This window comes from Rugamonas aquatica (assembly GCF_009380215.1).
Classification (GTDB): Bacteria; Pseudomonadota; Gammaproteobacteria; order Burkholderiales; family Burkholderiaceae_D; genus Rugamonas; species Rugamonas aquatica_B.
Genome location: NZ_WHUG01000016.1, coordinates 63,471 through 84,981, shown reverse-complemented (window position 1 = coordinate 84,981; position 21,511 = coordinate 63,471). Strand labels below are relative to the sequence as shown.

The following is a 21,511-nucleotide window of genomic DNA, read 5'->3' as shown; positions in this document are numbered from 1 at the left end:
AGCGATGAGCCAGGCCATGAAGGACTTTCTACGCGACCGCAATATTCACGAAGTGGAGTGCGTGATCGCCGACATGACCGGCATCGCCCGTGGCAAGATACTGCCCAAGGATCTCTTCCTCAGCGAGGGCGAGATGCGCTTGCCCAAGAGCGTGCTGCTCAACACCGTCAACGGCGAGCAGCCTAACAATCTTCCCTATACCGGCGCTACTGATCCCGACATGATCTGCGTGCCGGACCTGGCCACGCTGCGGCAGGTGCCGTGGGCAGCGGAGAACGTCGCGCTGGTGATCCACGATTGCCAGAACTTCGATGGCTCGCCGGTCGGCCTGTCGCCGCGCGCGGTGTTGCGCAAGGTGCTCAAGCTGTATGCGGAGCGCGGCTGGCAGCCGGTGGTGGCGCCGGAGATGGAGTTTTATCTGGTCGCCCGCAGCAGCAATCCGCACGAGCCGCTGACGCCACCGCTGGGCCGCAGCGGCAAGACGGAATCCGGCCGTCAGTCATATTCCATCGACGCCGTGAACGACTTCGATCCTTTCTTTCTGGAGCTGTCCACCTTCTGCAAACAGCATGAGCTGGGCGTGGAGACGCTGATACACGAAGCGGGAGCGGGCCAGATGGAAATCAACTTCACGCACGGCGAGGCGCTGGAGCTGGCCGACCGCGTCTTCCTCTTCAAGCGCGCGGTGCGGGAGACGGCGCTGCGGCACGGGATCTTCGCCACCTTCATGGCCAAGCCGATGGAGACGGAGCCCGGCAGCGCGATGCACATCCACCAGAGCGTGCTCGATACCGCGACCGGCGAGAACATCTTCAGCCGCGCCGATGGCGAAGCCAGCGCCTTGTTCTTCAACTATATCGCGGGACTGGAGCAGTATGCGGCGGCGGCCACGCTGCTGTTTGCGCCGCATGTGAATTCGTATCGCCGCCTGTCGCGCTTCATGTCGGCGCCGACCAATGTGCACTGGGGTTACGACAACCGTACCTGCGGCATCCGCATTCCGAACTCCGCACCGCTGAACCGGCGTGTGGAGAACCGGGTGCCGGGCGTGGACGTCAATCCCTATCTGGCGATGGCCGCCACGCTGGCCTGCGGCTATCTCGGCATGACGCAAGGTTTGACGCCTTCGCCGCCGACCGCCGATAGCGCCGAGCATGTGCATGACCAGCTGCCGCGCAATCTGGAGGACGCCATTCTGCGCCTGCGCGAATGCAAGCCCTTGAGCGATATCCTGGGAGAGCTGTTCGTACAGGCCTTCTGCGAAGTGAAGGAACTGGAATTCGCCACCTACAGCCGCGTAATCAGCTCGTGGGAGCGCGAGCATCTGATGCTGCTGGTGTAACCATGGCCGGCACCCGCGACGGATTGAACTGGCCGCGCGTGCAAGCGCTGGCTGCCGCCGAACGCACCAGCTACATCGCGCGCAATCCCGAGTCGGCGCGGCTGGCGGGGCAGGCCGCGCAGCATCTGCTGTTCGGCGTGCCGATGCACTGGATGAACGACTGGTCCACGCCGTTCGCGCTGACGGTGCGCGAGGCATCCGGCGTCCGCTTCCGCGATGCGGATGGCCACGAATACATCGACTTCTGCCTCGGCGACACCGGCGCCATGTTCGGCCACGCGCCGCCGCCGGTGGCGCAGGCCATCGCGCGCCAGGCTGCACGTGGCTACACTGCCATGCTGCCGTCGGAAGACGCCGCGCCGGTGGCGGCAGAGCTGGCGCGGCGTTTCGGCCTGCCGTACTGGCAGTTCGCATTGTCCGCATCGGACGCCAACCGCTTCGTGCTGCGCTGGCTGCGCGCTGCGACGGGCCGCAGCAAGGTGCTGGTCTTCAACGGCTGCTATCACGGTACGGTGGACGATGTGTTTGTCGATCTGGTGGACGGCGTGCCGACGCAGCGCGACAGTCTGCTGGGGCAGGTGCACAAGCTGACGGATCATACGGTGGTGGTGGAGTTCAACGACCTGCCGGCGCTGGAGGCTGCGCTGGGGCAGGGAGACATCGCCTGCGTGCTGGCCGAACCGGTGATGACCAACATCGGCATGGTGCTGCCGCAGCCGGGCTACTGGGAGGCCGCGCAGCAGCTCATCAAGCGCCACGGCAGCCTGCTGGTGATCGACGAGACGCACACCATCAGCAGCGGCCCCGGAGGATACGCACAGGCGCACGGCATGCAGCCGGACGCGCTGGTGGTTGGCAAGCCAATTGGCGGCGGCATTCCTTGCGCAGTCTATGGATTTACGGAGGAGCTGGCGCGGCGCGTGGAGAAGGCAAAGCGCGATGCGCCACCGGGTCATTCAGGCATCGGCACCACGCTGAGCGCCAACATGTTCGCCATGGCCGCGATGCGCGCCAATCTGGAGCAGGTGATGGCGGAGCAGGCCTACCAGCACATGTTTGCGCTGGCGGCCCAATTGGCGGAAGGTTTGCGGGCAGTGATCGCGCACCACAAGCTGCCATGGTGCGTCACCCAAATCGGCGCCCGCACCGAGTTCCAGTTCACGCCGACGCCACCGCAAAATGGCACGCAAGCGCAATCGATACTGGACAGCGAGCTGGAACAGATCATCCACCTTTACCTGCTCAACCGCGGCCTGCTGATCACACCGTTCCACAACATGCTGTTGGTGTGCCCGGATACCAGCGACAACGACATCAAGCAGCTATTGGCCGCGTTTGAAGACTGCGTCAGACAGTTCGTTTAGAAGCAGTGCTCCAGCGCCGGGAAGCTGCCGTCCTTGACGGCGGTGACGTAGGCGGTGACGGCGGCGTCGATGCTGGTCTGGCCTTCCATGAAGTTCTTCACGAAGCGCGCTTTGCGGCCTGGGAAGACGCCCAGCAGATCGTGCATCACCAGCACCTGGCCCGAGCAGTCCGGACCCGCGCCGATGCCGATCGTCGGTATCGCCAGCAGGTCGGTGACTTCCTTGCCCAGCTGCGTAGGAATCGCTTCAAGCACCAGCAGCGAGGCGCCGGCTGCCTGCAGTTTCAGCGCGTCCGCTTTCAGCAGGTCGGCGCTTTCGATGGTCTTGCCTTGCACCTTGTAGCCGCCCAGCTGATGCACCGATTGCGGCGTCAGGCCGAGGTGGGCGCAGACCGGCACCGAGCGCTCGGTCAGGAAGCGTACCGTGTCGGCCAGCCATGCGCCGCCTTCCAGCTTGACCATGTGCGCGCCCGCCTGGATCAGCTGCACGGCGTTGTTGAACGCGCTCTCCGGCGTGGCGTAGGCGCCGAACGGCAAGTCGGCGACGATCATCGCCGACTTGCTGCCGCGCGCGACGGCGGCGGTGTGGTAGGCCACTTCGGCCACCGTCACCGGCAGCGTGGACTGGTGGCCGTTGCAGACCATGCCCAGCGAATCGCCGATCAGCAGGATCTCGACGCCGCAGCGGTCCATCAGCGAGGCGAAGCTGGCATCGTAGCAGGTCAGCATGGTGATCTTTTCACCGGCCGCGCGCAGGTTCGCCAGCGTGGGGATGGTGACTGCCTTGTTGGCGACCGCTTTGGCCGGTGCAGGTGCGGTGGTGGCGGCAGGCTTTTGGCTCGCGGCCATTTCGTTTCCTTGCAAATAACCAGACATGGGAAATCCTTTAAAGATGTGATGACACGGCGATAGTGTAGTCCTGAATGCTATCGCGTGCAGGGGAGTCAAATAATGGGGCTGATGCCCTGATCGGCTACCGAGGCGGCATAATCCTGCGCCGCGCCCTTGCCGGGAATGTGGATGGCCGGCGCCAGTTCCAGCAGCGGCACCAGCACGAAGGCGCGCTCGGTCATGCGCGGATGCGGCACGGTCAGCGTGGCGCTGGCAATCTGCTGGTCGCCGTACAGCAGCAGGTCCAGGTCCAGCGTGCGTGGGGCGTTGCGGTAGGGCCGCTCGCGTCCATGCGCCTGCTCGATGCCGTGCAGCGCCTGCAGCAGCGCTTCGGCGTCCAGCGTGGTGGCGATGCGGGCCACGGCGTTGATGTAGTCGTCGCCGCTCGAATCGATGGGCGCGGTGCGGTACAGGCCCGACGCCGCCATCAGCGTGCAGCCGGGCAGGCGTTGCAGGCGCTCCAGCGCATCGGCCACGTTGCCGCGCGCGTCGCCCAGGTTGGCGCCGATGCCGATGTAGGCGATGGTGAAGGCGAAGCCGTCTTCACCTGGTGTGCCGATGATGCTCATGATGCGTCAGGGCGCAGCTTATTCCGCGCCGCCGTCGCCGCCGGAACCGCCGGCATTGCCGCCAGCGTTGCCGCCTTCAGCGCCGCCCTTGCTGCGGCCACCGCGACGCGGTGCGCGTTTGCGCTTGGCGCCGCCGGAACCGGCCGGCTGGTTGGCCGATGCGATCAGGTCTTCGCGGGTGGCTTCGTCGCCTTCGTAGAACGCGGTCCACCATTCGCCCAACTCGGCGTCGATCTCGCCCGAGGCGCAGCGCAGCAGCAGGAAGTCGTAGCCGGCGCGGAAGCGCAGGTGCTCCAGCAGCTTGTGCGGCGACTTGCCGGTGCGGCGTTCGAAGCGTGGCTGCATCGACCAGATGTCGCGCATGTCGGAGCCGATCTTGCGCTGCAAGGCCAGCTTCTCGGTCTGCGAATCGAGCACGTCGTCGGCCGCCAGGTGCAGCGCGGGGATGGTTTGCTCGCCCGAGGCGCGGTAGGCGGTCCACTTCTCCAGCACCTGGTGCCACAGCAGCGACGCAAACAGGAAGCCCGGCGATACGGTCTTGCCGGCGTGGATGCGGGCATCGGTCGAGTCCAGCGCCAGCGTCACGAACTTGGCGCCCAGCGGCTGTTCCAGCACCACGTCCAGCAGCGGCAGCAGGCCGTGATGCAGGCCTTCCTTGCGCAGCTGCTGCAGGCAGGCCAGCGCCTGGCCGCTCATCAGAAGCTTGAGCATTTCGTCGAACACGCGCGCGGCGGGCACGTTGTCGATCAACGACGCCATCACGGAGATAGGCGCGCCGGTATTCGGTTCGATGGTGAATTTGAGCTTGGCGGCGAAGCGCACCACGCGCAGCATACGCACCGGGTCTTCGCGGTAGCGCGCTTCCGGCTGGCCGATGATGCGCAGCGTCTTGGCGCGGATGTCTTCGATGCCGCCGTGGTAGTCCAGCACCTGCTGGTTGGCCGGGTTGTAGTACATGGCGTTGATGGTGAAGTCGCGGCGCACCGCGTCTTCCGCCTGCGAGCCGAAGGTGTTGTCGCGCAGGACGCGGCCATGTTCATCCTTCGGCGCGTTGTCCAGCGTGGTGCCGCGGAAGGTGGTCACTTCCAGCAAATCCTGGCCGAACATCACGTGCACGATCTGGAATCGCTTGCCGATGATGAAGGCGCGGCGGAACAGGCGCTTGACCTGCTCCGGCGTGGCGTTGGTGGCGATGTCGAAGTCTTTCGGCTTCACGCCCAGCAGCAGGTCGCGCACGGCGCCGCCGACGACGAAGGCTTCGTAGCCGGCTTCCTGCAGGGTGCTGGTGACGCGCACCGCGTTCGACGACAGCAGGCGCGGGTCGATGCCGTGGGCGTCGGGGCCGAGTACCACCGGCGTGCTGGTGTCGCGCGCCTTGCTTTTGGTGCCGAGGATTTTGCGGATCAGTTTCTTAATCATTGAATAGGTCAATTAATGGCCAGCCTTGGGCTGTGGCGTGCGTTTTCAGTGCGGCGTTGGGGTTGGTCGCCACCGGATGGCTGACGATGGACATCAGCGGCAGGTCGTTGTGCGAGTCGCTGTAGAAGTGGACGGTGTCGAAGTCTTCCAGCGTCTTGTCCATCTTCGCCAGCCAAGCCTTGGTGTGGGTGATCTTGCCCGCGCCCTGGGTTGGCGTGCCGACCAGTTTTCCGGTCAGCTTGCCGTCGGCGTCTACTTCCGGCATGGCCGCGATCAGGTGCTCCACGCCCAGCGCCTTGGCGATCGGCGCGGTGACGAAGTGGTTGGTGGCGGTGACGATGGCCACCAGGTCGCCGGCGTCGATGTGCTTTTGCAGCAGCGCGCGGGCGGCCGGGCGGATCGCCGGCTGTACCACTTCGGCCATGTACTGCTGCTGCATGGCTTTCAGGCGGTCCTGCGGGAACGAGGCCAGGGTGCCGAGCGAGAACTCCAGGTATTCCACCGGGTCCAGCGTGCCGGCCTGGTACTGGGCGAAGAACTCGTCGTTGCGGCGGGCGAATTCGGCGGCGTCCACGGCGCCGATGCGCACCAGGAACTGCCCCCACTCGTAGTCGGAGTCGATCGGCAGCAGCGTGTGGTCGAGGTCAAATAAGGCTAAGTTCATGCAGGCGTCTTTATTCTTTAGCTTCCGCCTGCAACCACTCGCGCAGCAGCGGCAGGGTGATCGGGCGTTGGGTTTCGAGGGAATACTGGTCCAGCGAGTCCAGCATGGTCGACAGCGACCGCATGTCGCGCTGAAAATGGGACAGCAAGTAGGGTATCACGCCCGGCGACAGCGTCAAGCCGCGTGCGGTGGCGGCGGCGCTCAGCGCGGCCACCTTTTCGTCGTCGGTCAGGCCGTGGATCTGGTAGATCAGGCCCCAGCCCATGCGGGTGCGCAGGTCTTCGCGCACCGGCAGCACGGCCGGCGCGACGGCGCCGCTGCACACCATGAAGGCGTTGTTGGCGCGGATTTCATTGAACAGCGCGAAGGCGTCGATCTGCGCCAGCGGCGACAGCTTTTCGCAGTCGTCGAGCAGGTACAGGTCCACCTCCGGCGAGTAGACGAATTCGGACTCGATGGAAAACGGCGAGATGTAGCGCGCGCGCAGTTGTTCGGCCTCGCTGCCGGCGCTGGCCAGGGCTTTCAGCAGATGGGTCTTGCCGACGCCGCCCGCGCCCCACAGGTAGGCGAAGTGCTCGCGCGACGTGCGGTCGGCGAACTGCGCCATCAGCGCTGCCGCTTCGGCATTCTGTCCCACCTCGAACGATGCGAGGCTGTGCGCCTGGTCTGCGCCTAAATCGAGCACCAGTTGTTTCATGGCGTTCGCCTGATTGTGATCTTTTGCATAACGTTTTTCTGTTCCACGTCACGCATTATAGAAGCTGCTGCTCAGGTAGTGGCGGCGCAGATGCTTAAATGCCACCATCAGCACGGCCGAAGCGGGCAACGCCAGCAGCACGCCGACAAAGCCGAACAGCTGGCCGAAGGCCAATAAAGCGAAGATCACGGCCAGCGGATTGAGGCCGATGCGCTCGCCCACCAGGCGCGGCGTGAGGAAAAAGCCCTCGATCACCTGGCCGGCGCCGTAGATCACGGCCACCGCCACCACGCCGCTCCAGTCGGAGAATTGCAGCACCGCCGAAATCAGCGCCAGCACCAAGCCCAGGCCGAAGCCCAGGTAGGGGATGAACACCAGCAGGCCGGTGATGATACCGACCGGCAGCGCGACGTCGAAGCCGGCGATGGCCAGCGCCACCGAGTAGTAGACGGCCAGCACGAACATCACCAGCAGCTGGCCGCGCAGGTACTGGGCCAGCAGGGTGTCGACCTCGTTGGCCATGTCCATCGTGGCGCCTATCCAGCGGCGCGGCACGCAGCCGGCGATACGGGCCAGCATCGGGTGCCAGTCCAGCAGCAGGTAGAACAGCACCACCGGAATCAGCACCAGCGTGGCGATCCAGCCCAACACCGCGGTGCCGCCGACGCGCGCCGAATTGAGCACGGCGCTCCAGATCTCGTCGCCGCTGGTTGCCATCTGCTGTGATACGAGCTTCTTGATGCCGTCGCTGTCGAGGCGCACCTTGACGCCCATTTCCTGCAGCTTGGGGCCGAGCAGGTCGTTGGCCTTGGCCAGGAAGGCGGGGATCTGCGCCTGCAGCATCGGGATTTCTTTTTGCAGCACCGGCACCACGATCAGCACCAGCGCGGCGATGGCGGCGAAGAACAGCACCACCACCACCAGCACGGCCAGCGGGCGTGGCACGCGCATTTTCAGGCGGCCGACGCGCAGATGGTCGAGGAAGTCGACGCCCGGGTTCAATGCGTAGGCGAGGATGGCGGCGGCCAGGAAGGGCGTCAGCACCGGTCCCAGCGTGACCAACAAGAGGAAGAATGCTGCCCAAACCGCTACCCAGAATGCCGTTTGCTTTTGCTCTACCGAGAGGGGAAATGGCATGGAGTGTGATTTAGATGGTTAAAAACGGCTGTTGGACGGGGCATTTTGATAAAATAGCGGATTGACCGGGTTGTTGTGCTGCTTTTTCTGCATTTTCGTGGCTTTTTGCTACGAAACAGGTCTCCGCCTTCTATTTTACCGCCTCCGCTGCGAAATACACCATGAGCCAAACTTCTAATGTTTCCCTGTCCTACCGTGACGCCGGCGTCGATATCGACGCAGGTGACGCTTTAGTCGAAGCGATCAAGCCTTTTGCCAAGCGCACCATGCGCGAAGGCGTGATGGGCGGCTTGGGCGGTTTCGGCGCGATGTTCGAGATCAGCAAGAAGTACAAGGAGCCCGTCCTGGTTTCCGGTACCGACGGCGTGGGTACCAAGCTGAAACTGGCGTTCGAGCTGAACCGCCACGACACGGTCGGCATCGATCTGGTCGCGATGAGCGTCAACGACATCCTGGTGCAGGGCGCCGAGCCGCTGTTCTTCCTCGACTACTTCGCCTGCGGCAAGCTGGACGTGGCCACCGCGACCGACGTCATCAAGGGCATCGCCCAGGGTTGCGAACAAGCCGGTTGCGCGCTGATCGGCGGCGAAACGGCGGAAATGCCGTCCATGTACCCGGCCGGTGAATACGACCTGGCCGGTTTCGCGGTCGGCGCCGTGGAAAAATCGAAAATCATCGACGGCACCAAGATCGTGCCGGGCGACGTGATCCTGGGCCTGGCGTCGTCGGGCGTGCATTCCAACGGTTACTCGCTGGTGCGCAAGATCATCGAAGTGGCCAAGCCGGACCTGGAAGGCGACTTCCACGGCCGCAAGCTGTCGGACGTGCTGATGCAGCCGACCCGCATCTACGTCAAGCCATTGCTGGCGCTGATGGCTTCGATGGAAGTCAAAGGCATGGTGCACATCACCGGCGGCGGCCTGGTCGAGAACATTCCTCGCGTGCTGCAGCCTGGCCTGGTGGCTGAGCTGGACGGCAAATCGTGGACCATGCCTCCGCTGTTCACCTGGCTGCAACAGCACGGCGGCGTGGCCGACGCTGAAATGCACCGCGTGTTCAACTGCGGCATCGGCATGACCGTCATCGTATCGAAAGAAAACGCGGCAGCCGCCATCGCCCAGCTGGAAGCGGCCGGCGAGACGGTCTACACCATCGGCGCGATCCGCGCCCGCATGGGTGACGAGCACCAGACCATCGTCGTTTAAACGATAAGCACTTTCCAAAAAGCGGACCACGCCCTTGGCGTCGTCCGCTTTTTTTATGCCTGGACCCTGAACGATGACATCAAGCCTGAAACAACTGGCCGGCCTGTTGCTGCTGGCCGCGAGCTGCTGCGCCACGGCGGCGCCGTTGACGATACTGGTATCGATCGACGGCATGCGTCCCGATTACCTGGAGCGCGGCGTCACGCCCAATCTGAACCGTCTGGCGGCCAGCGGCGCGCGGGCGGTGGCGATGCGGCCGTCGTTTCCGTCGCTGACCTTCCCTAACCACTACACGCTGGTGACGGGGCTGCGTCCCGACCATCACGGGGTGGTGGGCAACAATATGGACGACGCGGCCATCCCCGGCGTGCGCTTCAGTCTGGATAACGAGGCGGCCGTCACCGACCGCCGCTGGTGGGACCAGGCCGAGCCGGTGTGGGTGACGGCCGAGCTGCACCGCATCCGTGCCGGCACGCTGTTCTGGCCGGGGTCCGAGGCGGCCATTCATGGCGTGCGGCCGACCGTGGCGCCGCCGTTCGACGGCAAGCATCCGGCCGTGGTGCGGGTCGACCGGCTGCTGTCGTGGCTGGGGCGGGCGAAGGGGGAGCCGCTCGGCTTCGCCACGCTGTACCTGGATGATGTCGATCACGCCGGCCACACCTTCGGCCCGGATGCCGGCCAAACCACGCGGGCGGTGGCGCGCGTCGACGAGAGCATCGGGCGCTTGCTGGATGGCTTGGCCAAGCGCCGCGTGGATGCCAACATCGTCATCGTCTCCGATCACGGCATGGCGCCGACCAGCGCCGAGCGCGTGGTGCGCATGGACCGGCTGCTGCCGGAGGGCAGCTACAACAAGGTGGCCAGCGGATCGTATGCGGGGCTGGAGCCGGTGGCGGGACACGAAGAGCAACTGGCGGCGGCGCTGCTCAAGCCGCATGAGCATATGCAGTGCTGGCGCAAGGGCGAGATCCCGGCGCGGCTGGCGTATGGACGGAACGCGCGCGTGCCGGCCTTTATCTGCCTGGCCGAAACCGGCTGGCTGCTGGCGTTCAACGACAAGACGATGGTGAGAGGCGGCGCGCACGGCTACGACAACGCCGCGCCGGAGATGAGCGCCATCTTCATCGCCGCCGGCCCGGCCATCAAGCCGGGTGTGGTGCTGCCGGCGTTCGACAATGTTGATGTTTACCCGTTGCTGATGCGGTTGCTGGAGTTGAAGCCCCTGCCATCCGACGGCGACATTATGCCGCTGCTGCCGGCGCTCGCGCCATAGTGTAAGCTTTAGCCACACACTGAATGCAGGAGTGGCAATGGGTGCGAATATTTCTGAACCGGAGATCGTGTCCGCATTGCGCCTGCGCTTGCCCGGGCTGCTGGCCGTCTACCTGTTCGGCAATCGAGCAACGGAGCAGGCGTGCGGCGACAGCGACCTTGATCTTGCGGTGCTGGTTGAGGGCAAGCTGGAGCCGTTGGCGACGTGGGAGCTGGCGCAATCGCTGGCCGGGTTGGTCGGCTGCGACGTCGATTTGATCGACCTACGTGCCGCATCGACGGTCTTGCAGTACCAGGTGATTACCACCGGCTCTCGTCTGTGGAACAAGGACGTGCAGGCCTCCTTGTACGAATGTGCGATCCTGAGTCAAAAGACGGATCTGGATACGGCCCGCGCCGGCCTGCTGGAAGACATTGAACGTGAGGGGCGCGTGTATGGCCGATGACGTCATCCTTAACAAGGCGGCCACGATAGAGCGCTGCGTGGCCCGTGCTCGCGAGGAGTATCTCAAAAATCCTGCCACGTTCGGTGCGGATCATACGCGGCAGGACGCCGCGATCTTGAATATTCAGCGAGCGTGCGAAGCCGCGCTGCACGACGTTTAGGCGAACGGCCGTGCATCGGGCTGGCGGCGCAGGGCTTCGAAGGCTTGCGGTTCCCATGGCTTGACCGCCATCAGCAGGCTGGTGCCGTAGCGTTGGGCGTCGGGTGCGGATTTGCTGTCTTCGTGCAGTTCGGCGAACTCGCGCAGCAGGCGCTGCATGCGTTGTTGCAGACGCGCGCTGGCCTCTGCCGTCAGCATCGCGTGCTGAAAGCGCAGCTGCTGGCCTGGCTGGTCGAAGCGGCCGTTGAGGAAGTCGGATTGAATGCGGTCCTGGAAGAAGCGTTGGATCGGGCCGTCCGGCAACCAGGCGAAGTCACGTGCGATACGCAGCTTGACGCGGTTTTCTGGCATCAGGTGTATCAATCCCAAACGGTCCAGTTGCACCAGGTAGCCGACGCACTTGGCTTCGCTGATCCGGTAGGTCTCGACAATGCGCGCGGCGCTCCAGTGGTTGAGCACGCAGACCGCTGTCAACAGTCGGCCGGGATCGGCCACCAGTTCTTTTTCCTGCGTCGCGCTCAGGCTGCGCAGCGTAGCCTGGCTCTGCGCGGCGGCCTGTACCAGTTCGGCCAATTCCATGTGCAGCAGGTCGCAGATTGCTTCCAGCGTTTGCAGTGAAAAGCTCTGCAGCGAGAACTGCCGCTTGACTGTGGCTTCGCTGAGCTGCAAGTGGGCGGCGACGCGGGCGTAGGTGATGCCGTCGGCCTTCAGCAGGCGCTTCAGCGTGGCGATCAGGTGCTGGGTCTGGGACATGGTGAAAAGTATCGAAAATTGATACTTCAAAGCTTAAATGACGTTGTTGGTAACGGCAATGTATTTATTTTGGCTACTTGCTGGCAGACTCCAGTCTTTCTCATCAATCAAGGAGAACGACATGTTGGGCGTGATACTGCTGGTGTTTGGCGGATGTTTTGTGCTGGAGCGGCTGCGGCCCGGCTGGGCACTGCCGCGCGTGCGGACCTGGCCGCTGCGGGTGTTGCTGGTCAACGCGGCGCAGTTGGGCATAGTGCTGCTGGCGGGCGTGAGCTGGGAGCGCTGGCTGTCGGCGGCCTCGGTGTTCCACCTGTCGCACTTTCTGCATCCGGCGGCGGGCGGATTGCTGGCCTATTTCATTGCCACCTTCGTGTTTTACTGGTGGCACCGCTGGCGTCATGAGTCGGACTGGCTGTGGCGCATCTTCCATCAGATTCACCACAGCCCGCAGCGCATCGAGGTGATCACCTCGTTCTACAAGCATCCGGGCGAAATGCTGGTCAACTCGGTGCTGGGCAGTCTGCTGGTGTACACGCTGCTGGGATTGTCGCCGGAAGCGGGCGCGGTCTACACGCTGTGCACGGCGCTGGGCGAGTTCTTCTATCACACCAGCGTGCGTACGCCGCGCTGGATAGGCTACTTCTTCCAGCGGCCGGAGATGCACCGCATCCACCACCAGCACGGCCGCCACCGCAACAACTACGGCGATATCGTCTGGTGGGACATGCTGTTCGGCACCTACGAAAATCCGGCCCGCTTCGAAGCCAGCTGCGGCTTCGATCCGGACAAGGAGGAACGCCTGCTTGCTATGCTCGCGTATCGCGATGTGCATGCGGATGAGTAGCGGCGTATCGCGTTTCCGTCTGCCTTGAAGTCGCCGTAATCTTCGATACGTTTCAATATCCGGTCTTCGGGACATGCTGCGTGGCCGGATTATCTTGCATGGTCGGTTGCTGTTCTATCGTTTGACAGGGAACAGGGCAAGCACTATAAATACTCCAAGGGTTTAGCGCTTTGGGTAGCTAAAGCCCCCGGCAATCGACCGCCATTCGCAAAGACGGCAGCCAGCCATGTCCCATATCCGGCCCTAAGGGGCGACAGGGTTATTCCTCATGGATAGCGCGCAAATACTGGCTAAGGCACGCTTGGCACTCGACCTCGGTGATATTGCCGAGGCGTCCCAGCTCCTCGGCCCCTTGGTGGAGCATGCCGATCCTGAGGCGTTGTTTTTATTTTCCACCTTCAGCATGCCCGACGCCGAGTCGGTTGCGCAATTTGAAGAACGCAGTCTGCGCTTGTTGGAGAAGTCTGCCGAACTGGGCTATGCGCCAGCTTTATATGCACTCGGCGTTTGCTACGATCTTGGCGATCTGGTTCGTCAGGATGAGTTCAAGGCAGCCCATTTTTTTGAGTGCGCGGCCAAGCTCGGTTATCCCAAAGCGAAATATGAACACGGTCGTAATCTCTACTACGGCTCTCACGGGGACCACAAAAAATCGCAGTTGGGCTGGCAGTTGATCCAGGACGCGGCAAACGAGCAGGTGGAAGGCGCGATGGAATTCATACGGAATTCAGCGCCTCCGCACCATATCTGATTCTCTGCTATTTCTTCAGTATTTTCTCCACCGGCGCCGGCCGCAGGCGGAAGGCGTCGGGCATGCCGGAGCCCAGCAGCGGGCGCAGGTACAGGCGGAAGGCGTCGGTGACGTCGGTGCCGCTGGCGCTGATGAACTCGTCCTCCATCACGCGCGTCTTGCCGGCCACGTCGGCCAAGGCCATCAACTCATAGTCGACCGAGTAGAAGCCGGTGCGCTTGATCGCTACCGAGCCGTCGCGCCCGCCCCACATGGCGAACTGCACCGCCTTCTCGCCGACTTCGCGCGCCTCGCGCTGGTCCACGTCCGACACGCAGCCGATGAACGAGCGCTGTAGATAGCCGAAGGTGTCGCCGCGCACGCGCTTGATGCCCAGCTTGGCCTTGATCTCGTCGCACAGCAGATCGGCCAGCGCGCCGGTGCCCGACAGCTGCACATTGCCGTGCGCGTCGCGCTCGACTTCCTTGGCCAGCAGGCTGGCGATCGCTTCGCCCGATGCGTCATGGATGCCTTCCGACACGGCGATCACGCAGCGCCCATAGCGCGCATAAGTGGCCTTGACATCGGCCAGGAACTGCTCCAGCGAGAACACCCGCTCCGGCAGATAGATCAGGTGCGGGCCGTCGTCCGGGAACTTCTTGCCCAGCGCGGCGGCGGCGGTCAGGAAGCCGGCGTGGCGGCCCATCACCACGCCCACGTACACGCCCGGCAGCGCGGCATTGTCCAGGTTGGCGCCGGCGAACGCTTGCGCGACAAAGCGCGCGGCCGACGGGAAGCCCGGCGTGTGGTCGCTGCCGACCAGGTCGTTGTCTATGGTCTTGGGGATGTGGATGCAGCGCAGCGGATAGCCGGCCTGCTGCGCCTGCTCGCTGACGATGCGCACCGTGTCCGATGAATCGTTGCCGCCGATGTAGTAGAACTGCTCGATCTCATGCGCGCGCAGCACCTTGAAGATCTCTTCGCAATACGGCAGGTCCGGCTTGTCGCGCGTGGAACCCAGCGCCGACGATGGCGTGGCCGCCACCAGCTCCAGGTTGTGGCTGGTCTCGCAGGTCAGGTCGACCAGGTCTTCGTTGATGATGCCGCGCACGCCGTGCAGCGCGCCGTAGACGCGGCTGACGTCGCGGAAGCGGCGCGCTTCCAGCACCACGCCCGCCAGCGACTGGTTGATGACGGCGGTCGGACCGCCTCCCTGTGCGACCAGAATTTTTCCCGACGACATGCGCGCTCCTCCGTGGTGGTTGAACCGGTTTGCTGCACCGAGACTATAGCGCGACTTTCAGCGCGCGCCGATATTCTTGTCGAGGAATTTCTCGACCCGGTTCCAGAAGTCGTAGCGGGTCTTGGGCAAGGCCCAGCCGTGGCCCTCGTCCGGGTACTCTATCCACTCGACGTTGGGATTGGTTTCCTTGACCGCCTTGTAGAACTTGGTGCCATGCGGCAGCGGCACGCGCATGTCGGCGCCGCCGTAGGCCAGCAGCAGCGGCTGCTTGATGCGCGCCGCCTGCAGCAGCGGCGAGGTGGCCTTCAGCTGTTCCGCATCCTTGACCGGATCGCCGACCAGCGCCGCCATGCCGTACTGGCGCCAGCCGTCCGAAAAGTCCGACACATAGGCCCAGTGGCCGTCGTGCATCAGGTTGATGTCGGTGACGCCCAGCCAGTCGATGCCGCACTGGTACAGGCCGGGATCGTTGATCAGTCCCATCAGCGTGGCATAGCCGCCGTAGCTGGCGCCGGCGATGCAGATGCGCTTGGGATCGGCCGTGCCCTGTTCGATGGCCCAGCGCGTGCCGTCGGCGATATCGTCCTGCATCTTCAAGCCCCATTGCTTCCAGCCGGCCAGGTAGTGTCGCACGCCGAAGCCCTTGCTGCCGCGATATTCCGGCTCCAGCACGGCGTAGCCGCGCGAGGCCAGGAACTGCGCCTCCGGCTCCCACGCCAGGTCGCCGCCGCGGACGTAGGGGCCGCCATGCACCAGCACCACCATCGGCAGGTTCTTGCCGCCGCCCTGCGGCACGGTCAGCCAGGCCGGAATCTCCAGGCCGTCGCGCGCCTTGTAGCGCACCATGGTCTTGTGCGCCATCTGCGTCGGGCTGATGCTCGGATGGCTGGCGCCGACCATGCTCAATTGCTGGGTGTCGCGGTTGTACAGGAAGGTGCGCGACGGCCACACGTCGCTGAAGGACTGGACCAGCACCCATGGCGCTTCCGGCCGCGTCGGCGGCGTCAGCAGATTGATGGTGTTGGGCAGCATGGTGTCTATCTTTTCCTGCATGGCCTTCATCGCCGCGTCGAACCAGACGGTGCCGGCGGCGTCGGTCAGGTAGCGCACGCCGAGTATCTTGTGCTGGTCCATGATCAGGTGGCCGCTGAAGTCGTAGCCGTCCAGCGTCACCACCGGGTCGTCGGAAATCTTGTTGGTGGCGAAGTTGTAGCTGTGTATCGAGGTGATGTTGCTGTTGCGGTTGATGATGACGTACAGCGTGCCGTCCGGCCCGAACGCCAGCGGCGTGAACGCGCCCTTGCCGCCGGTGTAGCTGTCGAACGCGGTCAGCCGGCGCCATTCGTTGTTGGCCGGATCGCGGTAATAGATCTCGCTGGTGCGGTCTTTCGAGGTCATCGTCAGGCGCGGTTCGCCCTTGTGGTCCAGCAGCCAGCTCATGCTGTCGCCGGGACGGGCGATGGTGGTCGCCACGCGGCCGGTCATGGTGTTGATGCGCAGCAGGTCGATACGGTCCACCTGGCCGGGACCGCTGAAGCTGCTGTTGAGCACGTACATGAATTCGGAATTCTGCGGCCCGTCCTGGTCCAGCATATAGGTGTGCCAGGGCAGCAGTTCGCGCGTTGCCACGCTGCTCAGGCCGCTGGTGATGAAGGGCATGCCGCTGCGCGTCGCCAGCTGGCGGAAGTCGGTGCCGTCGCGGTTGATCGCGTACAGGCCGGGCGCGTAGCGCTGGTCGCCCTGGGCCAGCGTGCGGTCGGCGGCGCTGAAGGCCAGGCGCTGGTCATTGATCCACTGGAATCTGCCGATGTCGGCGTCGCTGAAGTTGCCCACCACCTTGACCGTGTTCGGGCCCAGCTCGACCACGGCCAGGCGGTCGCGCTGGTCCTTGGCGCCGACTTTCACGGCCAGGTATTTGCCGCTGGGCGACAGCAGCGCGGCGCTGAATTCGGGATTGCTGAAGAAATCTTCGACCTTGGGCCGGGCCGGCGGCGCGTCGGCCGCCTGGGCGGCGGAGCAAGCCTGGACCAGGGCGCAGGCCAGCAACAGAATGGTGCGGAGTGTCATAGGTGGATTCAGAGTAGCGTATCACCGGACAATAGCATCAAGTTGTTAAATCCGCCACACTCGCTGTGTATCCTAAAGTTCCGGCGCGCGGATGTAGTCGACCAGCGCGGCGGTCTGGCGGTCGGGCGCCGGCGTGAGCAGGCTGACCGCGATCATCGTCAGCAGTCCGGCCGGCACGCCGAAGATGCCGGCCGACATGGGCGCGATGTGCAGCCACTGGCCGGCCGCGCTGCCGCCCAGGATGGGGTTGGTGTGCAACATGTAGTACAGGCAGACGATGAAGCCGGCCGTCATGCCGGCCAGCGCGCCCTGGTGGTTGGCGCGCTTCCAGAACACGCCCAGCACCAGCGCCGGGAACAGCGTCGAGGCCGCCAGCGAGAAGGCCGCGCCCACCAGCGACAGGATGTCGCCCGGCTTTTGCGAAGCCGCGTAGGCGGCGATGAAGGCCACGCCCAGCAGCAGCAGCTTGGAGATCGTCACCCGCTTCTGGGTCGAGGCGGCGCGGTCGACGATCTTGTAGTAGACGTCGTGCGACAGCGCGTTGGAGATGGCCAGCAGCAGGCCGTCGGCGGTCGACAGCGCGGCGGCCAGGCCGCCCGCCGCCACCAGGCCGGACACCACGTAGGGCAGGCCGGCGATCTCCGGCGTGGCCAGCACCAGCACGTCGGCGTCGATGGTGATCTCGGCCAGCTGCACCACGCCATCGTGGTTGATGTCGCTGATGCTGAACAGCGGATTGAGCTTGTCCACATTGGCCCAGTACGACACCCAGTTCGGCAGGTGGGCATAGTCGCTGCCGACCAGCGCGCTGTAGATGTCGTACTTGACCAGCACCGCCAGCGCCGGGATGGTCAGGTAGATCAGCAGGATGAAGAACAGCGTCCAGAACACCGACACGCGCGTCTCGTGCACCGACGGCGTGGTGTAGGCGCGCATCAGGATGTGCGGCAGCGCGGCCGTGCCCATCATCAGGCAGAACACCAGCGCCAGGAAGTTGTTGCGCTTGATGTCCGAGGTTTCCTTGTCGCCGGGGTAGGGCGTGGCGTGCGGCGTGATCGGTTCGGCGCGCGCCAGGTTTTGCGCGCGCGCCTCGGCCCAAGTGCGCGCCGCCTCGTCGGCGTTCTTCGGATAGGCGATCAATGCGCGCTCGGCGTTGCGGATGTCCAGCAGCGAGGCGTTGCGCAGCTTGACGCTGTCGAGCTTGTGCTGCACTTCGATGCGGCCCGCTTCCCACGACACCGGCAACTTGCGGATGCGGGCTTCGTAGTCGTCGGCGCGCTGGCGGAAGATGGCGCGTACTTCGGCTTCACGCGGATCGTTTTGCAGCACCTGTTCGCGTGCGCTGAGCTTGGGCAGCAGCTTGCCGTAGGCGACCTGCGGGATGGGGTTGTCGCTGTGCTTGCCGGACAGCCAGACCGCCGGCATCAGGAAGGCCACCAGGATGATGATGTATTGCGCCACCTGGGTCCAGGTGATGGCGCGCATGCCGCCGAGGAAGGAGCACACCAGGATGCTGGCCAGACCGAGGAAGATGCCGACCGAGAAATCGACGCCGGTGAAGCGCGAGGCGATCAGCCCGACCGCGTAGATCTGCGCCACCACGTAGGTGAAGGAGACGATGATGGTGGCGGCCACCGCCAGGATGCGCACGGCGCGGCCGCCGCGGTTGTCGCCGTGGCCGCCGCCGTAGCGGGCGGCCAGGAAATCGGGGATGGTGTACTGGCTGAACTTGCGCAGATACGGCGCGATCAGCAGCGCCACCAGGCAGTAGCCGCCGGTCCAGCCCATGATGTAGGCCAGACCGTCGAAGCCGTGCAGATACAGGCCGCCGGCCAGGCTGATGAAGCTGGCGGCGGAAATCCAGTCGGCGGCGGTGGCCATGCCGTTGAACATGGCCGGCACCCGGCGTCCGGCGACATAGTATTCAAGCACATTGGAGGTGCGGCCCAGCACGCCGATCGACGCGTACAGCACGATGGTGGCGAACATGAACAGGTAGCCGATCCAGACGCGCGACATGCCTTCCTGCTCCAGCACGGCAAGCGCGACCAGGAAGCAGGCGAAGCCGGCCGTGAACAGCAGGTAGTAGCTGCTCAGGCGCCGGAAGAAGGCGCGCTGGGTGCTCATGGGCGCTTTTCCGGCAAATTCGGCGCGGCGGCGCGGTCGTAGCGCCGCATGCGCCACGCGTAGACGGCCAGGATGGCGAGGTAGACCAGCGACGCGCCCTGCGCCGCCAGGTAGAACGACAGCGGCCAGCCGAACACGCTCAAGCCGGTCAGCTCGCGGGCGAAGAAGACGGCGCAGAAGCCGGTGGCCAGCCAGACCAGCAGCAGGATGGCGGTCAGGCGGCGCGTCTTGTGCCAGTGCTGGACGCGGGTGAGCGGAGGCTTAGCCATAGTAGGGCGGTTCGCTTTCTTCTTCCTGTGCTTGCGGCGGCAGCGGGAAGCTGAGCCGGAACAGCGCGCCCGGCAGTTTGGCCTGCTGCGCGCGCGGGTTGTTGTAGATATCGACTTCGGCGCCGTGCTGCTGGGCGATCTCGCGCACGATGGCCAGGCCCAGGCCGCTGCCCTCGGCGCTGTTGCCGAGGATGCGGTAGAAGCGCTCGAACACCTGCGCGCGCTCGGCCGGGGCGATGCCCGGCCCGGTGTCCTCGACTTCCAGCAGGCTGTGCTCGTCGCCGGCGCGCACCCGCACGGTGACGCTGCCGCCGGCCGGCGTGTAGCGCAGCGCATTGTCGATCAGGTTGGACAGCAGTTCGCGCAACATGGTCGGATTGCCGACGATCTGCACCGGCGCGGCCGGCGCCTCGTAGCCGAGGTCGATGCGCTGGGCGAACGAGGCCGGCACCCAGTCCTGCACCGCGCTGCGCGCCAGCTCCGATAATTCCAGCGGCAGCATGGCGGTGCCGGCCTGCGGCTGGTTCTCGGCGCGGGCCAGGGCCAGCAGTTGATTGACCAGGCGGGTGGCCGCCTCCGAACTCTTGGCCAGCTGTTCCAGCGAGCGGTGGATTTCGCCGCTGTCGGTCTGGCGCAGCGCCAGCTCGGACTGCATACGCATGCCGGCCAGCGGCGTGCGCATCTGGTGCGCGGCGTCGGCGATGAAGCGTTTCTGCATCTCGATCGACAAGGACAGCCGCGCCAGCATGTCGTTGAGCGAATTGACCAGCGGCGAGATTTCCTCCGGCACCTGGTTGGACGCGATCGGGCTCAGGTCGTCCGAGCTGCGCGCGCGTATCCGTTCCTGCAATTGCGCCAGCGGCGACAGGCCGCGCGCCAGCGCAAACCACACCAGGGCCAGCACGATGGGCAGGATGATGAACTGCGGCAGGATCACGCCCTTGATGATGGCGTTGGCCAGCTGGCCGCGTTTTTCCAGCGTCTCGGCCACCTGCACCAGCGCCAGCTGCGGTTCGTCGCCGCCGGCGCGCTCCAGCCGCACGTAGGCGTAGGCCACGCGCACCGGCGTGCCGTGCATGGTGTCGTTGCGGAAGCGCACGCTGGCGCGCTGCTTGTCGTCCTCGTCGATGACCGGCGGCGGCAGGTCGCGGTCGCCGTCCACGTGCTCGCCGCGCGGGCCCTGGATCTGGAAGTAGACGCTGTCGACATCGTCGGCGCGCAGGATGTCGCGGGCCGGGCCGGACAGGCCCTTGATGACCTTGCCGTCCACCGCGTGCACCTGCTGCGCCAGCACGGTGACGCTGTCTTCCAGCGCATGGTCGAACGGTTGGTTGGCGATGGACTTGGCGACCAGGTAGGTGATGGCGATGCTCATCGGCCACAGCAACAGCAGCGGCGCCAGCATCCAGTCGAGGATCTCGCCGAACAGCGAGTGCTGGATATCGTCGTCCGCCTCGGCCGCGGGCGGCTGGTAGTCCAGCTCCAGTTCTGGCGGCGGTTGCGGTGCGGCCGGCGGTATCACTTGGCGGCGTCCGAGTATTTCTCCAGGCAGTAGCCCAGTCCGCGCACGGTGGCGATGCGGATGCCGCCGACTTCGATCTTCTTGCGCAGCCGGTGCACATAGACTTCGATCGCGTTGTTGCTGACTTCCTCGCCCCATTCGCACAGGTGATCGACCAATTGCTCTTTGGAGACCAGGCGGCCGGTGCGGGCCAGCAGGATTTCCAGCAGGCCCAGTTCGCGCGCCGACAGGTCCAGCATCTGCTCGTTGATGTAGGCGCTGCGGCCGACCTGGTCGTAGCTGAGCGGCCCATGCTTGACCACGGTGGCGCCGCCGCCGGCGCCGCGCCGGGTCAGCGCCCGCACCCGCGCCTCCAGCTCGGACAGCGCGAAGGGCTTGGCCATGTAGTCGTCGGCGCCGAGGTCGAGGCCGTTGACGCGCTGCTCGATCGAATCGGCCGCCGTCAGTATCAGCACCGGCAGCAGCGAGGCGCGGGCGCGCAGGCGGCGCAGCACTTCCAGCCCGGACAGCTTGGGCAGGCCCAGGTCGAGGATCAGCAGGTCGAATTCCTGGGTCGACAGGGCGGTGTCGGCTTCCTGGCCGTTGCTGACGCAATCGATGGCATAACCGGACTGGCGCAGCGAGCGGGTCAGGCCGTCGGCCAGTACGCTGTCATCCTCGGCAAGTAAAATACGCATGTAAGACACTCCGGCTGCAGAAGTTTGTATTGTGTTTCATTTCCCGCAAGGTGGCGAGTTTTTGTGCTGTCTCAAAAATTGTTTAAAAATCGTGCTTGCATTAAGCACTGTTTTT

The 21,511-nt window shown here is 64.9% G+C and carries 21 protein-coding genes; 8 read left to right on the top strand and 13 right to left on the bottom strand.

Translation table 11 applies throughout. The annotated features are described in order from the left end of the window. Window positions 1–4: 4 nt before the first annotated feature. Window positions 5–1,342, top strand: coding sequence for a glutamine synthetase family protein (locus GEV02_RS27415; RefSeq protein ID WP_152841057.1), 1,338 nt, complete (start codon window positions 5–7; stop codon window positions 1,340–1,342). Window positions 1,343–1,344: 2 nt separating this feature from the next. Further along, window positions 1,345–2,706: an aspartate aminotransferase family protein gene (locus GEV02_RS27410; protein ID WP_152841056.1), complete on the top strand. Its 1,362-nt coding sequence runs from the start codon at window positions 1,345–1,347 to the stop codon at window positions 2,704–2,706. Here GEV02_RS27410 and panB read toward each other — a convergent pair. From panB to GEV02_RS27380, 6 genes are all read right to left on the bottom strand, one after another. Next, entirely contained in the window at window positions 2,703–3,554 is an 852-nt protein-coding gene (gene panB / locus GEV02_RS27405; protein ID WP_152808755.1) for a 3-methyl-2-oxobutanoate hydroxymethyltransferase, read from the bottom strand. The two genes, GEV02_RS27410 and panB, sit on opposite strands and share 4 nt — an antisense overlap. A gap of 95 nt (window positions 3,555–3,649) precedes the next feature. After that, window positions 3,650–4,165, bottom strand: coding sequence for a 2-amino-4-hydroxy-6-hydroxymethyldihydropteridine diphosphokinase (gene folK / locus GEV02_RS27400; protein ID WP_152841055.1), 516 nt, complete (start codon window positions 4,163–4,165; stop codon window positions 3,650–3,652). A gap of 18 nt (window positions 4,166–4,183) precedes the next feature. Further along, window positions 4,184–5,584: a polynucleotide adenylyltransferase PcnB gene (gene pcnB, locus GEV02_RS27395; RefSeq protein WP_152841054.1), complete on the bottom strand. Its 1,401-nt coding sequence runs from the start codon at window positions 5,582–5,584 to the stop codon at window positions 4,184–4,186. Beyond that, window positions 5,577–6,248 carry a histidinol-phosphatase gene (locus tag GEV02_RS27390; protein ID WP_070270993.1) on the bottom strand — a complete coding sequence of 224 codons (672 nt, stop codon included), beginning with the start codon at window positions 6,246–6,248 and terminating at the stop codon, window positions 5,577–5,579. The genes pcnB and GEV02_RS27390 overlap by 8 nt, the downstream gene beginning before the upstream one ends. Before the next feature lie 10 nt (window positions 6,249–6,258). After that, window positions 6,259–6,945, bottom strand: a complete 687-nt coding sequence (gene hda, locus GEV02_RS27385) for a DnaA regulatory inactivator Hda (RefSeq protein ID WP_152808761.1) — start codon at window positions 6,943–6,945, stop codon at window positions 6,259–6,261. 48 nt (window positions 6,946–6,993) lie between these two features. Continuing rightward, the gene (locus GEV02_RS27380) at window positions 6,994–8,082 is read right to left on the bottom strand and encodes an AI-2E family transporter (RefSeq protein WP_152841053.1); all 1,089 of its coding nucleotides are present in this window, start codon (window positions 8,080–8,082) and stop codon (window positions 6,994–6,996) included. Between the two features lie 161 nt (window positions 8,083–8,243). On the opposite strand from GEV02_RS27380, the gene purM reads away from it, so the two are divergent. The 4 genes from purM to GEV02_RS33050 all read left to right on the top strand — a co-directional run bounded on the left by purM (window position 8,244) and on the right by GEV02_RS33050 (window position 11,165). Next, complete coding sequence (gene purM, locus GEV02_RS27375; RefSeq protein WP_152841052.1) at window positions 8,244–9,287, top strand: phosphoribosylformylglycinamidine cyclo-ligase; 1,044 nt, start codon at window positions 8,244–8,246, stop codon at window positions 9,285–9,287. 73 nt (window positions 9,288–9,360) lie between these two features. Next, a complete protein-coding gene (locus GEV02_RS27370; RefSeq protein WP_152841051.1) occupies window positions 9,361–10,560 on the top strand; it encodes an alkaline phosphatase family protein in 1,200 nt (399 codons plus the stop codon). 37 nt (window positions 10,561–10,597) lie between these two features. Next, window positions 10,598–11,005 (top strand): type VII toxin-antitoxin system MntA family adenylyltransferase antitoxin, encoded by a 408-nt coding sequence (mntA, locus tag GEV02_RS27365; protein ID WP_152841050.1) that lies wholly within the window; start codon window positions 10,598–10,600, stop codon window positions 11,003–11,005. Further along, entirely contained in the window at window positions 10,995–11,165 is a 171-nt protein-coding gene (locus GEV02_RS33050; RefSeq protein WP_174999372.1) for a hypothetical protein, read from the top strand. Before mntA ends, GEV02_RS33050 begins: the two co-directional genes overlap by 11 nt. Here GEV02_RS33050 and GEV02_RS27360 read toward each other — a convergent pair. Further along, window positions 11,162–11,917 (bottom strand): helix-turn-helix domain-containing protein, encoded by a 756-nt coding sequence (locus GEV02_RS27360; RefSeq protein WP_152841049.1) that lies wholly within the window; start codon window positions 11,915–11,917, stop codon window positions 11,162–11,164. The genes GEV02_RS33050 and GEV02_RS27360 overlap by 4 nt on opposite strands. Before the next feature lie 121 nt (window positions 11,918–12,038). Here GEV02_RS27360 and GEV02_RS27355 point away from each other — a divergent pair, with 121 nt between their 5' ends. Both GEV02_RS27355 and GEV02_RS27350 read left to right on the top strand, forming a co-directional pair. Beyond that, window positions 12,039–12,761 (top strand): sterol desaturase family protein, encoded by a 723-nt coding sequence (locus GEV02_RS27355; protein ID WP_152841048.1) that lies wholly within the window; start codon window positions 12,039–12,041, stop codon window positions 12,759–12,761. 268 nt (window positions 12,762–13,029) lie between these two features. Beyond that, window positions 13,030–13,512 carry a tetratricopeptide repeat protein gene (locus GEV02_RS27350; protein WP_152841047.1) on the top strand — a complete coding sequence of 161 codons (483 nt, stop codon included), beginning with the start codon at window positions 13,030–13,032 and terminating at the stop codon, window positions 13,510–13,512. A 7-nt stretch (window positions 13,513–13,519) separates the two neighbouring features. On the opposite strand, the gene GEV02_RS27345 is transcribed toward GEV02_RS27350, so the two are convergent. The 6 genes from GEV02_RS27345 to GEV02_RS27320 form a co-directional block, all read right to left on the bottom strand. Then, a complete protein-coding gene (locus GEV02_RS27345; protein WP_152841046.1) occupies window positions 13,520–14,734 on the bottom strand; it encodes a 6-phosphofructokinase in 1,215 nt (404 codons plus the stop codon). A 57-nt stretch (window positions 14,735–14,791) separates the two neighbouring features. Then, window positions 14,792–16,801: a S9 family peptidase gene (locus GEV02_RS27340; RefSeq protein ID WP_152841045.1), complete on the bottom strand. Its 2,010-nt coding sequence runs from the start codon at window positions 16,799–16,801 to the stop codon at window positions 14,792–14,794. 72 nt (window positions 16,802–16,873) lie between these two features. Then, window positions 16,874–18,928 (bottom strand): sodium:solute symporter family protein, encoded by a 2,055-nt coding sequence (locus GEV02_RS27335; protein ID WP_152841044.1) that lies wholly within the window; start codon window positions 18,926–18,928, stop codon window positions 16,874–16,876. Next, the gene (locus tag GEV02_RS27330) at window positions 18,925–19,197 is read right to left on the bottom strand and encodes a DUF4212 domain-containing protein (RefSeq protein WP_152841043.1); all 273 of its coding nucleotides are present in this window, start codon (window positions 19,195–19,197) and stop codon (window positions 18,925–18,927) included. Before GEV02_RS27330 ends, GEV02_RS27335 begins: the two co-directional genes overlap by 4 nt. Further along, window positions 19,190–20,719 (bottom strand): sensor histidine kinase, encoded by a 1,530-nt coding sequence (locus GEV02_RS27325; protein ID WP_328595935.1) that lies wholly within the window; start codon window positions 20,717–20,719, stop codon window positions 19,190–19,192. The genes GEV02_RS27330 and GEV02_RS27325 overlap by 8 nt, the downstream gene beginning before the upstream one ends. Continuing rightward, on the bottom strand, window positions 20,716–21,396 hold the full coding sequence (locus GEV02_RS27320; RefSeq protein WP_008452542.1) for a response regulator: 681 nt from the start codon (window positions 21,394–21,396) through the stop codon (window positions 20,716–20,718). The genes GEV02_RS27325 and GEV02_RS27320 overlap by 4 nt, the downstream gene beginning before the upstream one ends. Between the last annotated feature and the right edge of the window lie 115 nt (window positions 21,397–21,511).

Bases quoted from the DNA above. Each gene is read 5' to 3' on its own strand.
- GEV02_RS27415 (WP_152841057.1), top strand. From the start codon at position 5: ATGAGCCAGGCCATGAAGGACTTTCTACGCGACCGCAATATTCACGAA.
- GEV02_RS27410 (WP_152841056.1), top strand. From the start codon at position 1,345: ATGGCCGGCACCCGCGACGGATTGAACTGGCCGCGCGTGCAAGCGCTG.
- panB (WP_152808755.1), bottom strand. From the start codon at position 3,554: ATGGCCGCGAGCCAAAAGCCTGCCGCCACCACCGCACCTGCACCGGCC.
- folK (WP_152841055.1), bottom strand. From the start codon at position 4,165: ATGAGCATCATCGGCACACCAGGTGAAGACGGCTTCGCCTTCACCATC.
- pcnB (WP_152841054.1), bottom strand. From the start codon at position 5,584: ATGATTAAGAAACTGATCCGCAAAATCCTCGGCACCAAAAGCAAGGCG.
- GEV02_RS27390 (WP_070270993.1), bottom strand. From the start codon at position 6,248: ATGAACTTAGCCTTATTTGACCTCGACCACACGCTGCTGCCGATCGAC.
- hda (WP_152808761.1), bottom strand. From the start codon at position 6,945: ATGAAACAACTGGTGCTCGATTTAGGCGCAGACCAGGCGCACAGCCTC.
- GEV02_RS27380 (WP_152841053.1), bottom strand. From the start codon at position 8,082: ATGCCATTTCCCCTCTCGGTAGAGCAAAAGCAAACGGCATTCTGGGTA.
- purM (WP_152841052.1), top strand. From the start codon at position 8,244: ATGAGCCAAACTTCTAATGTTTCCCTGTCCTACCGTGACGCCGGCGTC.
- GEV02_RS27370 (WP_152841051.1), top strand. From the start codon at position 9,361: ATGACATCAAGCCTGAAACAACTGGCCGGCCTGTTGCTGCTGGCCGCG.
- mntA (WP_152841050.1), top strand. From the start codon at position 10,598: ATGGGTGCGAATATTTCTGAACCGGAGATCGTGTCCGCATTGCGCCTG.
- GEV02_RS33050 (WP_174999372.1), top strand. From the start codon at position 10,995: ATGGCCGATGACGTCATCCTTAACAAGGCGGCCACGATAGAGCGCTGC.
- GEV02_RS27360 (WP_152841049.1), bottom strand. From the start codon at position 11,917: ATGTCCCAGACCCAGCACCTGATCGCCACGCTGAAGCGCCTGCTGAAG.
- GEV02_RS27355 (WP_152841048.1), top strand. From the start codon at position 12,039: ATGTTGGGCGTGATACTGCTGGTGTTTGGCGGATGTTTTGTGCTGGAG.
- GEV02_RS27350 (WP_152841047.1), top strand. From the start codon at position 13,030: ATGGATAGCGCGCAAATACTGGCTAAGGCACGCTTGGCACTCGACCTC.
- GEV02_RS27345 (WP_152841046.1), bottom strand. From the start codon at position 14,734: ATGTCGTCGGGAAAAATTCTGGTCGCACAGGGAGGCGGTCCGACCGCC.
- GEV02_RS27340 (WP_152841045.1), bottom strand. From the start codon at position 16,801: ATGACACTCCGCACCATTCTGTTGCTGGCCTGCGCCCTGGTCCAGGCT.
- GEV02_RS27335 (WP_152841044.1), bottom strand. From the start codon at position 18,928: ATGAGCACCCAGCGCGCCTTCTTCCGGCGCCTGAGCAGCTACTACCTG.
- GEV02_RS27330 (WP_152841043.1), bottom strand. From the start codon at position 19,197: ATGGCTAAGCCTCCGCTCACCCGCGTCCAGCACTGGCACAAGACGCGC.
- GEV02_RS27320 (WP_008452542.1), bottom strand. From the start codon at position 21,396: ATGCGTATTTTACTTGCCGAGGATGACAGCGTACTGGCCGACGGCCTG.